Here is a 17394-nt window from a genome sequence, read left to right on the forward strand (position 1 = left end):
GTTTTTTCTCTAAAATAACATGCTAAGGAGTGAAATATGAGGATAGCTTTAAAAAATAATGATCTGGAAGTTTGTTTCAAGGAGTTAGGTGGTGAGCTGGCCTCTATCAAAGATCAGGATGGTATCGAATATCTTTGGCAGGGTGATGCTCAGTATTGGAGTGGCCAAGCCCCAGTTCTCTTTCCTATCTGTGGTTCGGTTCGAAATGATACGACCTTGTATCGCCCTCAAGGTGTTGGGAAGATCCCTCGCCACGGGCTAGTTCGCAAGAAAAATTTTGAGCTGGTAGAGCAAACAAAAGATCAGGTGACTTTTGGGATAGAAGATACGGAAGAAATGTATCAGCAATATCCCTACCATTTCAGATTAGAAATTTCCTATCAATTGCTAGGTAAAACCATTCAAGTAACCTATCGGGTTCACCATCTTGGTGAAGAAGGAGTCATGCCCTTTTTCGTTGGTGGTCATCCAGGATTTAATTGTCCGTTGCTGGCGGATGAAGGGTTTGAAGATTACTACCTGGAGTTCGAACAAGAAGAGACCTGTAGCATTCCAAAATCCTATCCAGAGACAGGCTTGCTAAACGTCTTTGATCGGACACCTTTCTTACAGCAAGAGAAAATTCTAAATCTCGATTACGATCTCTTCCAAAAGGATGCCATCACCTTAGATTGCTTACAATCAAGAAGGGTGACTCTCCGCTCTAAAAAGCATGAGAAGGGGGTAAGTCTGCATTTTCCAGATTTTTCAAACTTGATTATCTGGACAACGCCAAATAAAGGGCCATTTATCGCATTAGAACCTTGGTCTGGTTTATCCACTTCCCTTGAAGAGAGTGATTATTTGGAATATAAAAAGCAAGTTCGACTTTTGCCAGCAGGTCAAACAGCTGAACTAAGTTTTGAAATCGAAATTTTATAGATAATAATGTTGTTGAATATAGAAGTTTCTGTATTTGATTGAAAAATGAATTAAAAGAAGGAGCATAATATGTCAGTTATTATTGGTGCGGATGCAGCAGGTATCCGCTTAAAAGAAGTAGTCAAAGAATATTTGGAAGCAGAAGGTTTCCAAGTAGTGGATGTGACAGAAGAAGGGCAAGACTTTGTGGATGTGACCTTGGCTGTTGCTAAGGAAGTCAAACAAGCAGAAGACAATCTTGGTATTGTTATTGATGCTTATGGAGCTGGTCCATTCATGGTTGCTACTAAAATTAAAGGAATGGTTGCGGCAGAAGTTTCAGATGAGCGTTCTGCTTATATGACTCGTGGCCACAACAATTCTCGCATGATCACCATGGGCGCTCAAATCGTAGGTGACCAATTGGCCAAAAATATCGCCAAAGGTTTTGTAAACGGTAAGTATGACGGCGGTCGCCACCAAATCCGTGTCGATATGCTCAACAAGATGTGCTAAGGGGAGGAGTAAAGGAATGAAAATTGCAATTGGATGTGACCATATTGTCACAAATGAAAAAATGGCTGTTTCTGAATTTTTGAAATCAAAAGGTTATGAAGTTCTTGACTTCGGAACCTATGACCACGCGCGTACCCACTACCCAATTTTTGGGAAAAAAGTCGGAGAAGCAGTAGCTAGTGGTCAAGCTGATCTTGGAGTATGTATCTGTGGTACTGGTGTTGGAATTAACAACGCTGTTAACAAGGTTCCTGGAATTCGTTCAGCCTTGGTACGCGACATGACAACGGCTCTTTATGCAAAAGAAGAACTCAATGCTAATGTCATTGGTTTTGGTGGGAAAGTAACCGGTGAATTGCTCATGTGTGATATCATTGAAGCATTCATCCATGCTGAATACAAACCAAGTGAAGAAAACAAGAAATTGATTGCCAAGATTCAACATTTGGAAACCCATAATGATCACCAAGAGGATGCAGACTTCTTTACAGAATTCCTTGAAAAATGGGATCGTGGTGAATACCACGACTAAGAGGTGAGCTTATGATCTTAACTGTCACCTTGAATCCTTCCATTGATATTTCTTATCCCTTGGAAGAATTAAAGTTGGATACTGTGAATCGTGTGTCGGAAGTTTCTAAGACGGCTGGTGGTAAAGGGTTAAATGTCACCCGTGTCCTAGCTGAGAGCGGTGAAACAGTTGGAGCAACAGGTTTTGTTGGGGGGACCAATGGTCAATTCATCAAGACCCATCTTCCACGAGATGTCCAATCCTTCTTCTATGATATCCTGGGAGATACGCGAAACTGTATCGCCATCTTGCATGAAGGAAATCAAACAGAAATCTTAGAAGCAGGTCCAGAAATTATCCGGACGGAAGCTTTAGGATTCCTTCATCATTTCAAACTCCTCATGCCGACAGCGGATGTGATTGCTATTTCAGGGAGTCTTCCTACAGGGCTACCAGTGGACTATTATGCGAGCCTAATTGAGATTGCAAAAGAAGCAGGACGCAAGGTTGTACTTGATTCATCAGGCAAATCTTTAGAAGCGGTCCTTCACTCACCATTCAAACCAACGGTGATTAAACCCAATCGCGAAGAATTATCTCAACTCTTAGGACGGGATGTTTCAGCTGATTTTGAGGACTTAAAAGAAGTTTTGAAAGACCCACTGTTTGAAGGAATCGAATGGATTATCGTCTCCTTAGGTGGAGATGGTGCCTTTGCCAAACACGGAGACAGCTTCTATAAGGTCGATATTCCAAAAATTGAAGTGGTCAATCCAGTGGGATCTGGAGATTCAACCGTGGCTGGGATCTCTGCCGCCCTCAGTAGCGGAAAAGATGACGCGGCCCTCTTGACCCATGCTATGGTCCTAGGGATGCTAAATGCCCAAGAAAAGATGACAGGGCATGTCAATATGGCCCACTACGATGATTTGTATCAGAATATAATTGTAAAAGAGGTATAAGATGGTATTAACAGAACAAAAACGCAACTATTTAGAAAAATTGAGCACCAAAGAGGGTGTGATCTCAGCCTTGGCCTTTGACCAACGTGGTGCCTTGAAACGCCTCATGGCTCAGTACCAAGACACAGAACCAACCGTGGCTCAAATGGAAGAATTGAAGGTCTTGGTGGCTGAAGAATTGACACCATTCGCATCTTCTATGCTCTTGGACCCTGAGTATGGACTTCCAGCGACTAAGGTTTTGGATGCGGAAGCGGGGCTCTTGTTGGCTTATGAAAAAACAGGCTACGACACTTCAAGCACCAAGCGTCTGCCAGACTGCCTCAACCTTTGGTCAGCTAAACGCATCAAAGAACAAGGTGCAGATGCAGTGAAATTCTTGCTCTACTATGATGTGGATAGTGCTGATGAACTCAACCAAGAAAAACAAGCCTATATCGAACGCATCGGTTCAGAATGTGCGGCAGAAGAAATTCCATTCTTCCTTGAAATCTTGGCTTACGATGAAACCATCGCTGATGCAGGTTCTGTAGAATACGCTAAAGTGAAACCTCGCAAAGTCATCGAAGCTATGAAAGTCTTCTCAGACCCACGCTTTAACATCGATGTTTTGAAAGTAGAAGTTCCTGTTAACGTCAAATACGTAGAAGGCTTTGGAGATGGTGAAATTGTTCATAGCCCCATTCGCATCTTCTATGCTCTTGGACCCTGAGTATGGACTTCCAGCGACTAAGGTTTTGGATGCGGAAGCGGGGCTCTTGTTGGCTTATGAAAAAACAGGCTACGACACTTCAAGCACCAAGCGTCTGCCAGACTGCCTCAACCTTTGGTCAGCTAAACGCATCAAAGAACAAGGTGCAGATGCAGTGAAATTCTTGCTCTACTATGATGTGGATAGTGCTGATGAACTCAACCAAGAAAAACAAGCCTATATCGAACGCATCGGTTCAGAATGTGCGGCAGAAGAAATTCCATTCTTCCTTGAAATCTTGGCTTACGATGAAACCATCGCTGATGCAGGTTCTGTAGAATACGCTAAAGTGAAACCTCGCAAAGTCATCGAAGCTATGAAAGTCTTCTCAGACCCACGCTTTAACATCGATGTTTTGAAAGTAGAAGTTCCTGTTAACGTCAAATACGTAGAAGGCTTTGGAGATGGTGAAATTGTTCATAGCCGTGAAGAGGCTGCAGCCTTCTTTAAAGAACAAGAAGCAGCAACTAACCTTCCATATATCTACTTGAGTGCAGGTGTTTCTGCTAAACTCTTCCAAGAAACCTTAGTTTTTGCGCATGAAGCAGGAGCGAACTTCAACGGAGTTCTTTGTGGCCGTGCAACTTGGGCTGGATCTGTAGAAGCCTACATCAAGAATGGGGAAGCTGCAGCTCGTGAATGGTTGCGTACCGAAGGTCGTCGCAACATTGAAGAACTCAACCAAGTCTTGGACCAAGTCGCAACTTCTTGGAAAGAGCGTATTTAACAGTGTAGACCACTCCTTTAACGATGGGCGTTCGAATTTCCTTGAAGAGCCCAGAGAATACAACGATAAACAGCTATTTCTTAGAAAAAAACAAAAAAGTTAAAAAGTTGTTAAGAAAGGGTTTACAAAAACAAAAGCGTGTGCTATACTTAATCCATAAGTGAATACAAGGTGAGTGTTAGTAAGTTAGATTACGCATGATCACAGATGAATCGGGGAGAAACCTCTCTGATCTCATTTGTGGTCATTTTTTATACCCTAAACCTTAAATAAACTATCAAGGAGAGTACCATGTATCGGATTTTGAATCCACTCAATCACAATGTTGCTCTGGTGAGGAATGACAAAGGGGAAGAACTGATTGTCATTGGAAAAGGAATCGTTTTTGGGAAAAAGAAGGGCGACCTAGTCCCTAAAGAAAAGGTAGAAAAGCTCCAAGTCGCAACTTCTTGGAAAGAGCGTATTTAATTTCTTTGTTCCTAACGTATCAAATAGTCTTTCTAGAAAAATCTAGAAGGACTATTTTTTTGTTTCTATGCAGGAGTAGTTCCGTCATTCATCAAAAATTGGTTCCCAATGTTCATAAATCTGATTAAGCTTTCATTCACTATTCAAATGGCTTCTAATTTGTAAGGGTTTATGTGATAATTTCACATTACAATCGAAAATAAGAGTGTTTTAGAGTATAATAGTTTCATTAGAATGAAGGAGTTGGCGTATGGAAAGGATCGTATATAGAGAAGCAAGGCTAGATGAGTACAAGCTAATTGGAAAAGTCTGTGCTGATGCTTTTATGAATTATCCATTTTTAACCGTCATTAAAGAAGATTTAAAAAAGCCTGAATACTTTCCAGCTTTTATTGAACTATTGCATACCTTGTTAGTCAAGCTCTACATCAAAGGGGAAACGTGCTTAGTTGCTGAACGAGATGGAGAAATTATAGCAGTAGGGCTCTTGCAACAAAAAGATTTCTCAATGGTCTCTTACCTACTAAATGGAATTATCAAATTGTTCCGTTACATTAGCCCTTGGAAATTGATGAAATATCTGGACCTAGTGGAGCGTTCGGAGCAACATTTAAAAAAATCTGGAAACTTTGATTGGTATCTAATGATATTAGCTGTGAGCCCAACTGTTCAGGGTCAAGGGGTTGGTAGTCATTTTCTCCAAAACGGGATTGAACCTTACGTAAAGGCCAAAGGGTGTAAGCGTCTAGGCTTGATTACTAGTACGCAACAAAATGTCTTCTTCTATGAAAAAAATGAATTCGTCCTATTAGATTCTATGGTGCTAGACTATGGAAAACAAAGCGTTGGAAATTGGGCTTTTTTGAAGACCCTTGATGACGAATCTTAGATGATTAAAAAAAGGAGCTCTTGGGGCTCCTTTTAGTGTGCAAACAATTATTTAGTTTCTTTATGTTCTGGATCTAGCTTGGATTGTTGATGCTTGATATAGGTCAGTTTTTCCTCTCGGCTCTTCCGTTTAAAGAGTGCCTCGGCTGACATAGCAGCTCTTTTGTCGGGGAAAGACTCCTGGTAGATCAAAGTCACAGGAAGTCTGGGACGGGTATATTTTGCGCCTTTGCCAGCATTGTGGGTTTTGATACGGCGCTCGATATCGGTGGTGTAGCCAGTATAGAGGGTCCCATCCGCACACTGGACTACATACATATAAGCTTTAGTTTCCATAGTAAATCTCATGAATCTCCGGCGTATAGCTTCCATCTTCTTCATGGATGAACAGTGGAGGAAGAATTTTTAGACCATCCCGCGATCCATCTTTAATGGCCTCAATGAGGAGCATGTTGGCATCTTTATGGACCTTGGGATAGACAAATTGAATCCGTTTGGGAGCCAGATTGAAGCGTTTCATGGTTTCGATGATATCTAAGAAGCGATCCGGACGATGCACCATGACGAGTCGGCCATTGGACTTGAGAGTTCGTTGGGCCACTTGACAAATTTGGTCCAAATTGGTGGTGATCTCGTGACGGGCTAGCAAATAATGAGGGCTCTCATTTAAATTGGAGTGCTCGTCCACTTTAAAGTAAGGAGGATTACAGAGAATAAGGTCGATTTTACTACCAGGGAAATGGTGGGGCAAGTTTTTTAAATCATCGGTAATCATGGACATGCGGTCGGAGAGGCCATTCAATTGGATGGAACGCTCTGCCATGTCGGCGAGTCTTTCTTGTATCTCCACTCCAACGATGGTTGCTTTGGTGCGCGTGCTAGCGAAGAGTCCGACAGCGCCATTGCCGGCACAAAGATCGACAATCAGACCACGGTTGGGCAACTTAGGAAAACGTGACAAAAGGACACTATCAATAGAATAGCTAAAAACCTCTCTGTTTTGAATGATTTTCACATCGCTTGAAAATAGTTGGTTGACGCGTTCGCCGTCTTTTAATTCGATATTGTTCATGGCTTTATTATAGCATGAAAAGAGAGCGGGGAAAAGCGTAGAAAGGGATAAGAAAAAATAAGGACAGAACTTTCGTCCCATCCTTATCCAAGAGTTGTTTAATCAAATTCATATTTTTGATAAATGGTCGCCAAGATGAAGATTCCCGTAAAGAGAGCCATCAAGGCAAGGTAGACTGGGAAGGTCACAGCTGTCAATGTTCCGATTTCAATCAGACCTTTCAAGTAAAAGGCAGAAAGGTAGAAACCGCAGACAGAGAAGATAATTAAGAGACCTCGCCAGATATTGAGTGGCAAGCAAGCTCGAATAACGGACAAGAAGCCAATAGATCCTAACAAGTAGTAGGAAAGGGTAGACATGTCCAGGCTAGACCAGCCATGATGAGCTCCCCATAAACGAACAAATAAGACGCTAAAGACAACCATCAAGGCATTTGGTAAGGCCAGATGCAAGGAGCGTTTGAGGAAGTGTTTTTCCACTGGCTTAATGTTTCGTTCAAATGTTAAGACAAATGGAGGGAACCCTTCGACAAACTGGTCAATCAGCGTAATCTGAATCGGAATAAATGGGAAGATCAACAAGTAGTTGATGTCAAATAAAAGGGCGCTTGCAATACAGATAATCGCCAGAATGAAGGAGTAAATGGTCTTAATAAAGAAGATGGGTGCGATTCGTCCAATGTTGTTGACGACCCGACGACCTTCAAAGAGAATTTCTGGAACATCATTGAAGTCTGAGTTTAACAAGACGAGATTGGCAATTTGACGAGTTGCAGGATCGCCTTCGGCCATCACGATGGAGCAGTCAGCTTCTCGTAAGGCTAGGATATCATTGACCCCGTCCCCTGTCATGGCAGTGGTTCGACCAGCAGCCTTGAGGGTTTGAATCAAGAGTTTCTTTTGATGAGGAGAAACCCGTCCAAAAATGGCTGTACTTTCAGCTAGGTCCACCAACTCATCGTCCTCAATCTTAGAACAGTCAATATAACTTTCGTAGCTTTCAAAACCAGCTTCCTTAGCAATGTAAGAAACAGTGACTGGATTATCACCAGAGATGATTTTGAGATCTACATCTTGAGAGCGAAGATAATCCAAGGTTTCGGCAGCTCCTTCGCGGATTGGATCGAGGATTTCAATGACGGCGATTGCTTCTACATCACTTGGCAAAGTCAAATCATGCATATCGATGGCTTCCACACTGCGAGCTAAGATCAAGACCCGTGATCCATGGGCTTGGGCTTCCAATACCGCTGGAGGATTTTCTTTGAGGAGCATTTCTGGGGCCCCTAAATAAATGGTCCCCAAGTTGGTCAGGGTCATGGCACCCCATTTTCGATCACTTGAAAATGGAATGATTGATTCAGCTGTATAAGCGTGTTCTAGCTCACCATATGCTTTGCGGATAGCTTGGGCAGTTGGGTTGTTATCCTCAGAATTTTGCATATAGGCAGCGAGAATAACTTCGATAGTTTCTTCAGAAAAGTGTTCAGACAGGGAGTGAATGCCTTTGACGGTCATTTTTCCTTGGGTGATGGTTCCTGTCTTATCCAAACAAAGAGTATCGACACGAGCCAAGGTTTCCACAGAGTACATCTCTTGGACCAAGACCTTGCGCATCCCTAACTTGATCACGGCTGTCAAGAGAGAAGTCACTGTCAGAAGGGCAATCCCTTTTGGTAACATGCCGAGGAGAGCAGTGGAAGAGGTAATCACAGAATCTTTCATTGGAAGCAGTTTAATCAAAAAGGCTTCACAGAAGAGGGCGATTCCAAATGGGATAATAATCTTTCCAGTAAAACTAGAGATTTTTGCGAGATTGTAGAGGATGCGAGAATTGATGGGTTTGAGAGTTTTTGCTTCTACCATCAATTTATTAGCATAGTTATTGGCCCCCACACGTTTGACACGAGCGTAGACCTGGCCACTCGCTAAGAAGCTACCGGATAGAAGTTCATCTCCCTCTTCCTTGAGAACCAAGTCACTTTCTCCCGTCAGCATGGCTTCGTTGGCTTCAGCAACTCCCTTTTGAACGATGGCATCACTCGGAATTTGGTCTCCAGCAGATAGCTTAATCAGGTCGCCAAGGACGATTTCCTCTGGATCAATGGTTTCCTCTTCCCCAGCTCGGATAACAGTGACGAGCTCCTTACTCATCAAGTTCAATTTATCAATCATCCGTTTAGCGCGAAGCTCTGTGGCAATTCCGGATAAGGCATTAAAGCAGATGACTGCAAAAAAGACCAGATTGCTCCAGGCTTGTACCGCAACCAAAGCGAGGGCGATCACAAAGTTCAAAGCATTAAACAAGGTGAAGACATTGCGCTTGATGATTTGCCAGGTACTGGTACTGGTATTCGCTTTAAATTCGTTGGTTTGGCCACGCTGTATTTTTTTGCGGACCTCTTCATGGGTTAATCCCTTTAATTCATTCATTTCCATAAAAACATCATATCATTTTTTTAAGAAAAAGACTAGATGCAGTCGGTTTGTTGAGTCATCAAGTTTTTGAAAAGATTTGCGGGGAAGAGAAGGATACGGTATAATGGATAAACAAGAGAATTATCAAAGGAGAAAGCATGTTTTATACCTATTTACGTGGCTTAGTGACCTTTATTTTATGGGTTCTGAATGGAAATGCTCATTACCATCATAAGGAACTGATTCCGAGTCAAGAGGAAAATTACATTCTCGTAGCTCCTCATCGAACTTGGTGGGATCCGGTCTACATGGCCTTTGCGACCAAACCCAAGCAATTTATCTTTATGGCTAAGAAGGAACTCTTTACCAATCGGATTTTTGGATGGTGGATTCGCATGTGCGGGGCTTTCCCAATTGACCGTGAAAATCCAGGTGCAACAGCGATTAAATACCCAGTGAATATGCTCAAAAAAAGCAAGCGTTCCTTGATTATGTTTCCAAGTGGAAGTCGCCATTCTCAGGATGTTAAGGGTGGAGTTGCCGTGATTGCCAAGATGGCCAAGGTACGTATTATGCCTGTCACTTATACGGGTCCAATGACTTTGAAAGGACTAGCGACCTGTGAACGGGTTGACATGAACTTTGGGCACCCTATTGATATCTCTGATATTGCAAAAATGAATGATGAGGGAGTGGAAGAAGTTGCAAGACGTATCCAGGCTGAGTTTGATCGCTTAGATGCGGAATCTCAGGCACTCCGCAACGACCGAAAACCTTTTATCCTCATCCGTTTGTTGAAGTTTTTACTGCTGCCATTTGTCTTGGTTGTCGCTTTACTGACCCTCTTGTTTAGTTATATCGCTAGTTTTGTTTGGGATCCAGATAAGCATCGGAAAGACTAGACAGCTCTCTAGATAAAAAGAATGTCAAAAATCATGTATTTTTGACATTCTTTTTTTATTTGTTTGATTTTTTACGAATAATAAAAATAAAAGGGGTATTTATGGAGACATGGATTGAGAAGATCAAGGAATATAAACTGTTTTTAGGCTTGGTTGCTGTGGGGCTAGTGGTGGGAGGAGTGTTTCTCTTTTGGCCTAAGCCAACCCCACAAGCACCGGAAACGGTCATTTCTCAGTTAGAAATGGTGGAGCAAGAGAGTTCTCCTAAGGGAGATTCAAGCTTTACTTCGAGCTCTCAGGAGAGAAGTGAGGAAAAGACCGACTCCTCGCATGAGAAAATCATGGTGGATGTGAAGGGGGCTGTCAGACAAGCGGGAGTCTATGAGCTTCCGGTGGGGAGTCGGGTCTATGATGCAGTGCAAAAAGCAGGAGGGATGACAGACGAAGCCAATAGCCAATCTGTCAACTTGGCTCAAAAATTAGAGGATGAGTCTATTGTCTATGTTGCTAAGAATGGAGAAGAAGTGGCGCCTGTAGCGTCTGCTTCTGCTGGGACCACAGGTGGTGAAAACCAGCAAAAGGATGGCAAGGTTAATCTCAATACAGCCACAGAAGCAGAATTACAGACTATTTCTGGGATTGGTCAAAAACGAGCTCAGGATATCATTGCTTATCGAGAGGAAAAAGGAAAATTTCAATCTGTTGATGAATTGAAAAATGTTTCTGGGATTGGCCAAAAGATGTTAGAAAAGTTAAAAGAGCATGTTACAGTGGATTAGAAGCATCAATATTCATCCATTTCATCTGACTCTTCCCGTCTTGGCTCTTTATTATTGGATGTATACAGGTCACTTGCTCGCTCCAATCTTCCTTCTGGCCTTCTTCATCTTGTTTAGTAGACGCTACAATGGCAAACAATTTCTAATCCTAATAGGGCTTCTCTTGTTTGCTACACTTTGTTTTGCTTTTCGAATCGAACATGGTAAGCAGGAAGCGCGGGATCAAGAGGTTCCAAGGGTTATTCAGCTCTTACCAGATACCATCAAGGTGAATGGAGATGCCTTATCCTTTCGTGCTCAGTCAGGTAGTCGTACTTTTCAGGTTTTCTATCAGCTTCAGACAAAAGAAGAACAAGCCTATTTTAAACACTTGGATCATGGGCTAGAATTAAGAATAAAAGGAGAATTAGAGACCCCGACAAAACAGCGAAATTTCATGGGCTTTGATTACCAGGCTTATCTGAAAACACAAGGGATCTATCATCTTTTGAAAATCAGCCAGATCCTTGAAAAGAGACCTGCTGAACCTAGAGATTTAATAGGCCTCCTGTCTAGTTGGAGGCGGAAGGCTCTTGTGTGGGTTCACCAGCATTTCCCCCAGCCCATGAGTCACTATATGACGGGCTTGCTTTTTGGTTTTTTAGATGTAGAGTTCGAAGAAATGAGTCAGCTGTATTCGAACTTGGGGATTATCCATCTGTTCGCCTTGTCGGGCATGCAGGTCGCTTTCTTCTTAGATACTTTTCGACGATTCTTTCTTCGCTTGGGATTGGAGCAGGAAAAAGTTGCAACCCTCCTCTATCCGTTTTCGCTTCTTTATGCTGGGATGACGGGCTTTTCGGTTTCGGTCGTTCGAAGCCTTATACAGAAGCTCCTAGCCCAGCAAGGTCTCAAAGGAATGGAGAATATGGGGATGACCCTCCTCTTGTTGCTCCTTTTTCTGCCTTCTTCATTATTGACTGCTGGAGGACTCTTATCTTGTGCCTACGCTTTTATATTGACGCTAACCTCTTCCGAGGAGGAGAAGTCAGGAATACGAAAAGTCGTCAAGGAGAGTCTGGTGTTAACACTAGGGGTTCTTCCTTTTTTGATTTTTTTCTTTGGAGAATACCAGCCCTGGTCTCTTCCTCTAACCTTTGTTTTTTCCCTCTTATTTGATGTCCTTTTGTTACCAGGACTGAGTGTCGTCTTTCTCCTCTCATTTCTATATCCATTGACCTTCTGGAATCCCTTCTTCATCTGGATGGAAAAAAGTATGGAGTCTATAGCGGGATTTACCAGTCAATCTTTGGTTTTTGGACAACCAAGTATTTCTTTCTTCCTCTTGCTGTTATTCTTATTGGCTTTCCTCTATGAGATGCGAAAGGTTAAGAAGTGGAGATATCTTTTTCTACTCTTAGTCTGCTCCGTATTCGCCATTGTGAAGCATCCTTTAGAAAATGAGATTACCATCATTGATATTGGCCAAGGTGATAGTATTTTGCTACGTGATTGGCGAGGGAAGACGATCCTAATTGATACAGGTGGAAAAGTGGACTTTGGCCAAAAGGAAGCATGGAGGAATCGGAGGTCTACTAGCAATGCAGAACGGACCTTGCTTCCTTATCTCAAAAGTAGAGGGATTGATCAGATTGACCATATGGTTCTCACGCATACTGACACAGATCATATGGGAGATTTGGAAGTCCTTGCGGCTAAGGTTAGCATTAAGGAAATCAACATTTCCAAGGGAAGCTTAAAAAAAGACTCCTTTGTCCGTTTGCTCAAACGGTTAAACCTACCTGTAAAGACGCTGGAGGCTGGTGATCAACTGTCAATCTTTGATGGGAGTGCAGAAGTTCTCTATCCGGTAGAAGTAGGAGATGGGAGTAATAACGATTCTCTTGTTCTCTATGGCCGGTTTTATGGTTGGACCTTCCTTTTTACAGGAGATTTAGAAGAAGAGGGGGAAAAGACCTTGTTAGCCCGCTATCCTCAACTGCGCGTGGATGTATTAAAAGCAGGGCACCATGGTTCTAAGGGCTCTTCTCACCCAGCCTTCTTAAGGCGAATCCAAGCAAAAATTGCCTTGATATCTGCGGGAGAAAAAAATCGTTACCAGCATCCTCATCAGGAAACCTTGGAGCGATTTAAAGAGTTGCAGATGATGGTTTTTCGGACAGATCAGCAAGGAGCGATTCGTTTTAGAGGATGGAATCAGTGGAAGATTGAAACCGTTCGATAAGAGCTGTTTGATTTCTAGCTTGAAAATTGCTATGATAAAGTCAAGGAAATGAGGTTACAAGTATGAAATCATTACAGTTGTTCTGGATGCAATATGCTGATTTTTCTAGAAGATCAGATAGAAAAGAATTTTGGATAAGCCAAGTCTGGCACTTATTGTTTACAAGTCCTTTTTGGATTTACCAATTGGTCTTATTCTTTTCAAATTCGAAATCAGAGGAAGAGGTGATTCCTTTGATCGGGATGGACGTTTCGGGTTGGTTAAGCATCTTTTTTCTCCTCTATCTCTATCTTATTTTTGTTCCTCAACAAGCAGTAGTCGTTCGGCGCTTAAGAGATGCAGGTCTTCATTGGGCTTTGATTTTCCTATTTCTAGGTCCTATCTTGATCTACCTTTTATCTCCTATTTCGATTTTTCTAGTCTTATCTCTTGCAGGTTTGCTATGCTTGGCTTGTCTCTTGATCCTTCCAACTGCTAGACTGGCGCAACCGGACCAAATTGTTTCTCAAGGATTTGCTTCGACGAGTCCCGAGGTCTCTTCGCCAAGTATTCCTTTCCATTTGATGGAGCCCAACAGTTTTTCAGCTATTCCCCAGATTGTTTCGGCTCCACCAACTCCACTAGAGAAAGCGCCACTAGAAAAGAAAATGGAATCGGAACAGACTCAGTATCATTTTAGAGAGTGGAATGAGGTACCTTCAGAACATGCAGGCTTTACAAACAATTAAAAAAATTAGTGCCAAGAACCTTCCTCCTATCCTGGTTCTTTCAGGGGACGACATTGGTCAGTTTGAGTGGATGAAAGAGCAACTTTTAAAGAAAGTAGGCTACGATTCATCTGATTTAAACTATTCTTATTTTGACATGAAGGAAACAGCTTATTCAGAAGTTGAGCTTGACTTGGTCAGCCTCCCATTTTTTGCGGATGAAAAAATAGTGATTTTGGATCATTTTGTCGATGTGACGACCGCGAAAAAAAGATACCTGACGGATGATGAATTGCAGTCCTTTGAAGATTACTTATCGGCGCCTTTAGAAACGACTCGCTTAATTGTTTTTGCGGAAGGAAAACTGGATAGCAAACGAAGGATTGTCAAGCTTTTAAAACGGGATGCCCAGGTGCTGGAGGCAACTGAATTAAAGGAACAAGAGTTGCGTGCCCATTTCACGGAAGAGATTAAGTCACTAGGGCTAGCGATTGATTCACCAGCATTCGAACAACTTTTGATTAAATCTGGCTTTGATTTTAGTGAGATTCAGAAAAACTTGGAGTTTCTTAAAACGTACAAGGGAGCTTCGAGCATTACCATCTCAGATATTGAAGAGGCTATTCCGAAGACCCTACAGGATAATCTGTTTGATCTAATCCAGATGATCTTAAAGAAACAAATTGATCCCGCCCGTAGTTTGGTTAAGGACCTGCGGTTACAAGGCGAAGATGAAATCAAACTCTTGGCCATTTTGTTGAGTCAGTTCCGCGTCTACACACAGGTCAAACTATTGAAGCAAGAGGGACGGACAGAATCTCAAATCGTTTCAGACCTATCAGAGCTGACCGGCCGAAAAGTGAACCCCTACCAAGTCAAATTTGCCCTAAGGGATAGTAGAGGAATTTCTCTTTCTTATTTGGAGCAGGCTATTTGTCTTTTGATTGATACCGATTTTCAAATGAAATCGGGAACTTATGAGAAAGATTATCTATTTGATTTAGCTTTACTAAAGCTGGCTAACCCATCGGTGTAAGCAGAATAGTTGAATAAATTAGATGATTGCGTTATCATTTTTATATACATAAAGAAAAAGAGGTATTTTCCATGGCAATTATTTTACCAGATCTTCCATACGCATACGATGCATTAGAACCATATATTGATGCTGAAACAATGCACTTGCACCATGACAAACACCACCAAGCATATGTAAATAACGCTAATGCAGCTCTTGAAAAACACCCTGAAATCGGTGAAGACCTTGAAGCTTTGCTTGCAGATGTAGAATCTATCCCAGCTGATATCCGCCAAGCGCTTATCAACAACGGTGGTGGACACTTGAACCACGCTCTTTTCTGGGAATTGATGACTCCTGAAAAAACAGCTCCTTCAGCAGAACTTGCAGCAGCAATCGATGCAGCTTTCGGTTCATTTGAAGAATTCCAAGCAGCCTTTACTGCAGCGGCTACAACACGCTTCGGTTCTGGATGGGCATGGTTGGTTGTTAACAAAGAAGGGAAGCTTGAAGTGACTTCAACAGCAAACCAAGATACACCAATCTCAGAAGGGAAGAAACCAATCTTGGGCTTGGATGTTTGGGAACATGCCTACTACGTGAAATACCGCAATGTACGTCCTGATTACATCAAAGCTTTCTTCTCAGTAATTAACTGGAACAAAGTTGATGAGCTTTACGCAGCAGCTAAATAAGCTTTCATAATAAAAAAAGTTTGAATCAAAAGGTAGCTTAATGGTGCCTCTCGATTCAGGCTTTTTATTTTTCAAATTGGTCGAATTAGATTCAAATGAATCTCCCATTTTTGGAAGGGATATTTCTTGCGTTTATACTTGAAAATGATACACTAGAGGAGTATGTGAAAATGAGGAGAAAGGCTTCCTACATAAGGAAGAAGCCTTGTCACTTTTTCTGAAAAAACTGTGCCTTAACAAAAGGGAGAATGAAAATGACAAGTATTACGATTACAAAAGGAGCAGTGGATACGCCACTTTATCTAAAAATGCTCAACCGCCACGGTTTAATTGCAGGAGCTACTGGTACAGGGAAAACCGTGACCTTAAAAGTGATAACTGAAAAATTAAGTCAGCAAGGGATTCCGGTGTTTCTAGCAGACATCAAGGGAGATCTTTCAGGTCTTGCAAAAGCTGGACAATGGACGCCAAAGATGGAAGAGCGCTATAAGCTACTAGGTATTACAGATCCTTTTGAACCTCAAGCTTTTCCAGTTCGTTTATGGGATGTCTTTGGTCAAGCAGGCCATCCAGTCCGTGCAACGATTGAAGGAATGGGGTCTCTTTTACTAGCTCGCTTATTGGACCTCAACGAAACGCAAACAGGGATTTTGGCCATTGTCTTTAAATTGGCCAAAGAAAAAAATTGGTCTTTGATTGATTTGAAGGATTTACAGAGCCTTTTGAAGGAAGTGTATGACCATGCCTCAGATTATTCCGCTCAGTATGGAAATATCAGTAAACAATCAGTAGGGGCTATTCAACGAAGCTTGTTAGTGCTAGAGCAAGAGGGAGCAGATCAATTCTTCGGAGAGCCAGCCTTGGATCTTCAAGATTTTATGCAATTGGATAGCAGTGGACGAGGTTACATTAACATTCTATCAGCGACTCGTCTCTTCAACTCTCCTAAACTCTATTCTACCTTCCTTATCTGGATGTTATCTCGTCTGTTCGAAACCTTGCCAGAAGTTGGAGATTTAGAAAAACCAAAATTTGTCTTCTTCTTTGATGAAGCCCACCTTTTGTTTAATGATGCGAGCAAGCTCTTCCTTGAAAAAGTTGAGCAAGTCGTTCGACTCATCCGGTCTAAAGGAGTGGGGATCTACTTTATTACACAGAATCCTCAAGATCTTCCTGAATCTGTATTGGCCCAGCTTGGGAATCGTGTCCAACATGCTTTGCGTGCCTATACGCCAAAGGAAATGAAGGCTATCAAAGTTGCTGCTCAAAGTTTCCGACCAAACCCAGAGTTTGATACGGAAACTGTCTTGACGGAGTTGGGAACAGGGGAAGCTCTAGTCTCCTTCCTAAATGAAAAGGGGCAACCAAGTGTGGTTGAGCGCTCCTATATTTTGTCTCCACAATCCAGTTTTGATTTGTTAAACGAGAGTGAACAGTTGGCCTTGATTACCAGCTCTCCTTTCCATCAAAAATATGCTGTTCGAGTAGACAATGAATCAGCTTATGAAAAATTGACTGAAAAATCTGCTAGAGAAGAGAAGGAAAAGGAGAGGGAAGCGGAAGAAAAGACAAGAGTTGCAGAAGAGAAGGCTAGCCAAAAACGGAGTCCGGGCCGTCCACGAAAATCTAGTATAGAAAAGGCCAAAGATTCCTTTATCAGTTCCTTGTTCCGTACCATTGCGCGTGAAGTTGCTAAATTGATTATGGGATCTTTTAAGCGCAAGTAAGACAGTCAAAAGGGGACAGATTCATAGGAACAGGAGGAAGGATTCAGTCGGGATTGCTAAAAAAGTTTCTTCCAGAAGAAATCGTTTTCTGATTCAGAAATACCTTGTTATTTTAAAGAGAATCTTTTAT

Annotated in this window: 15 protein-coding genes and 3 pseudogenes; 15 read left to right on the forward strand and 3 right to left on the reverse strand. The window is 42.1% G+C overall.

All coding sequences use genetic code 11. The features are described from left to right. The first annotated feature begins 36 nt into the window (after positions 1-36). The 8 genes and pseudogenes from N596_RS00790 (at position 37) to N596_RS00820 (ending at position 5724) form a co-directional block, all read left to right on the forward strand. Entirely contained in the window at positions 37-921 is an 885-nt protein-coding gene (locus N596_RS00790) for an aldose 1-epimerase family protein (RefSeq protein WP_023026583.1), read from the forward strand. Between the two features lie 69 nt (positions 922-990). Continuing rightward, positions 991-1416 (forward strand): galactose-6-phosphate isomerase subunit LacA, encoded by a 426-nt coding sequence (gene lacA, locus N596_RS00795; RefSeq protein ID WP_023026584.1) that lies wholly within the window; start codon positions 991-993, stop codon positions 1414-1416. 16 nt (positions 1417-1432) lie between these two features. Continuing rightward, on the forward strand, positions 1433-1948 hold the full coding sequence (gene lacB / locus N596_RS00800) for a galactose-6-phosphate isomerase subunit LacB (RefSeq protein WP_023026585.1): 516 nt from the start codon (positions 1433-1435) through the stop codon (positions 1946-1948). An 11-nt stretch (positions 1949-1959) separates the two neighbouring features. After that, the gene (locus N596_RS00805) at positions 1960-2889 is read left to right on the forward strand and encodes a tagatose-6-phosphate kinase (RefSeq protein ID WP_023026586.1); all 930 of its coding nucleotides are present in this window, start codon (positions 1960-1962) and stop codon (positions 2887-2889) included. Position 2890: 1 nt separating this feature from the next. Next, positions 2891-3568: pseudogene (lacD, locus tag N596_RS00810) on the forward strand (tagatose-bisphosphate aldolase); the annotation flags it as partial. Between the two features lie 4 nt (positions 3569-3572). Further along, positions 3573-4367, forward strand: a pseudogene (gene lacD / locus N596_RS00815) (tagatose-bisphosphate aldolase); the annotation flags it as partial. A gap of 291 nt (positions 4368-4658) precedes the next feature. After that, positions 4659-4802: pseudogene (locus N596_RS09520) on the forward strand (CAT RNA binding domain-containing protein); the annotation flags it as partial. A gap of 283 nt (positions 4803-5085) precedes the next feature. Next, positions 5086-5724 (forward strand): GNAT family N-acetyltransferase, encoded by a 639-nt coding sequence (locus N596_RS00820; RefSeq protein WP_023026591.1) that lies wholly within the window; start codon positions 5086-5088, stop codon positions 5722-5724. A gap of 47 nt (positions 5725-5771) precedes the next feature. Here N596_RS00820 and N596_RS00825 read toward each other — a convergent pair whose 3' ends face one another. The 3 genes from N596_RS00825 to N596_RS00835 all read right to left on the reverse strand — a co-directional run bounded on the left by N596_RS00825 (position 5772) and on the right by N596_RS00835 (position 9233). Further along, the gene (locus tag N596_RS00825; RefSeq protein WP_042361012.1) at positions 5772-6059 is read right to left on the reverse strand and encodes a GIY-YIG nuclease family protein; all 288 of its coding nucleotides are present in this window, start codon (positions 6057-6059) and stop codon (positions 5772-5774) included. After that, complete coding sequence (locus tag N596_RS00830) at positions 6049-6795, reverse strand: tRNA1(Val) (adenine(37)-N6)-methyltransferase (protein ID WP_023026593.1); 747 nt, start codon at positions 6793-6795, stop codon at positions 6049-6051. Before N596_RS00830 ends, N596_RS00825 begins: the two co-directional genes overlap by 11 nt. 98 nt (positions 6796-6893) lie before the next feature. Then, complete coding sequence (locus N596_RS00835; RefSeq protein WP_023026594.1) at positions 6894-9233, reverse strand: HAD-IC family P-type ATPase; 2340 nt, start codon at positions 9231-9233, stop codon at positions 6894-6896. 137 nt (positions 9234-9370) lie between these two features. Here N596_RS00835 and N596_RS00840 point away from each other — a divergent pair, with 137 nt between their 5' ends. The 7 genes from N596_RS00840 (at position 9371) to N596_RS00870 (ending at position 17264) form a co-directional block, all read left to right on the forward strand. Continuing rightward, positions 9371-10114 (forward strand): lysophospholipid acyltransferase family protein, encoded by a 744-nt coding sequence (locus N596_RS00840; protein WP_023026595.1) that lies wholly within the window; start codon positions 9371-9373, stop codon positions 10112-10114. A 101-nt stretch (positions 10115-10215) separates the two neighbouring features. Beyond that, complete coding sequence (locus N596_RS00845; protein WP_023026596.1) at positions 10216-10893, forward strand: helix-hairpin-helix domain-containing protein; 678 nt, start codon at positions 10216-10218, stop codon at positions 10891-10893. Continuing rightward, on the forward strand, positions 10877-13117 hold the full coding sequence (locus N596_RS00850) for a DNA internalization-related competence protein ComEC/Rec2 (protein WP_023026597.1): 2241 nt from the start codon (positions 10877-10879) through the stop codon (positions 13115-13117). The genes N596_RS00845 and N596_RS00850 overlap by 17 nt, the downstream gene beginning before the upstream one ends. Before the next feature lie 62 nt (positions 13118-13179). Beyond that, entirely contained in the window at positions 13180-13845 is a 666-nt protein-coding gene (locus N596_RS00855; RefSeq protein WP_023026598.1) for a DUF805 domain-containing protein, read from the forward strand. Then, positions 13823-14860: a DNA polymerase III subunit delta gene (holA, locus tag N596_RS00860; protein WP_023022678.1), complete on the forward strand. Its 1038-nt coding sequence runs from the start codon at positions 13823-13825 to the stop codon at positions 14858-14860. Before N596_RS00855 ends, holA begins: the two co-directional genes overlap by 23 nt. A gap of 71 nt (positions 14861-14931) precedes the next feature. After that, positions 14932-15537: a superoxide dismutase SodA gene (sodA, locus tag N596_RS00865; RefSeq protein ID WP_023022680.1), complete on the forward strand. Its 606-nt coding sequence runs from the start codon at positions 14932-14934 to the stop codon at positions 15535-15537. Between the two features lie 254 nt (positions 15538-15791). After that, complete coding sequence (locus N596_RS00870) at positions 15792-17264, forward strand: helicase HerA-like domain-containing protein (protein ID WP_023022682.1); 1473 nt, start codon at positions 15792-15794, stop codon at positions 17262-17264. Positions 17265-17394: the final 130 nt, after the last annotated feature.

It is taken from the genome of Streptococcus ilei, from assembly GCF_000479335.1.
GTDB lineage: Bacteria > Bacillota > Bacilli > Lactobacillales > Streptococcaceae > Streptococcus > Streptococcus ilei.

Bases quoted from the DNA above. Each gene is read 5' to 3' on its own strand.
- lacB (WP_023026585.1), top strand. From the start codon at position 1,433: ATGAAAATTGCAATTGGATGTGACCATATTGTCACAAATGAAAAAATG.
- sodA (WP_023022680.1), top strand. From the start codon at position 14,932: ATGGCAATTATTTTACCAGATCTTCCATACGCATACGATGCATTAGAA.
- N596_RS00790 (WP_023026583.1), top strand. From the start codon at position 37: ATGAGGATAGCTTTAAAAAATAATGATCTGGAAGTTTGTTTCAAGGAG.
- N596_RS00870 (WP_023022682.1), top strand. From the start codon at position 15,792: ATGACAAGTATTACGATTACAAAAGGAGCAGTGGATACGCCACTTTAT.
- N596_RS00845 (WP_023026596.1), top strand. From the start codon at position 10,216: ATGGAGACATGGATTGAGAAGATCAAGGAATATAAACTGTTTTTAGGC.
- holA (WP_023022678.1), top strand. From the start codon at position 13,823: ATGCAGGCTTTACAAACAATTAAAAAAATTAGTGCCAAGAACCTTCCT.
- N596_RS00840 (WP_023026595.1), top strand. From the start codon at position 9,371: ATGTTTTATACCTATTTACGTGGCTTAGTGACCTTTATTTTATGGGTT.
- lacA (WP_023026584.1), top strand. From the start codon at position 991: ATGTCAGTTATTATTGGTGCGGATGCAGCAGGTATCCGCTTAAAAGAA.
- N596_RS00830 (WP_023026593.1), bottom strand. From the start codon at position 6,795: ATGAACAATATCGAATTAAAAGACGGCGAACGCGTCAACCAACTATTT.
- N596_RS00820 (WP_023026591.1), top strand. From the start codon at position 5,086: ATGGAAAGGATCGTATATAGAGAAGCAAGGCTAGATGAGTACAAGCTA.
- N596_RS00855 (WP_023026598.1), top strand. From the start codon at position 13,180: ATGAAATCATTACAGTTGTTCTGGATGCAATATGCTGATTTTTCTAGA.
- N596_RS00835 (WP_023026594.1), bottom strand. From the start codon at position 9,233: ATGGAAATGAATGAATTAAAGGGATTAACCCATGAAGAGGTCCGCAAA.
- N596_RS00850 (WP_023026597.1), top strand. From the start codon at position 10,877: ATGTTACAGTGGATTAGAAGCATCAATATTCATCCATTTCATCTGACT.
- N596_RS00805 (WP_023026586.1), top strand. From the start codon at position 1,960: ATGATCTTAACTGTCACCTTGAATCCTTCCATTGATATTTCTTATCCC.
- N596_RS00825 (WP_042361012.1), bottom strand. From the start codon at position 6,059: ATGGAAACTAAAGCTTATATGTATGTAGTCCAGTGTGCGGATGGGACC.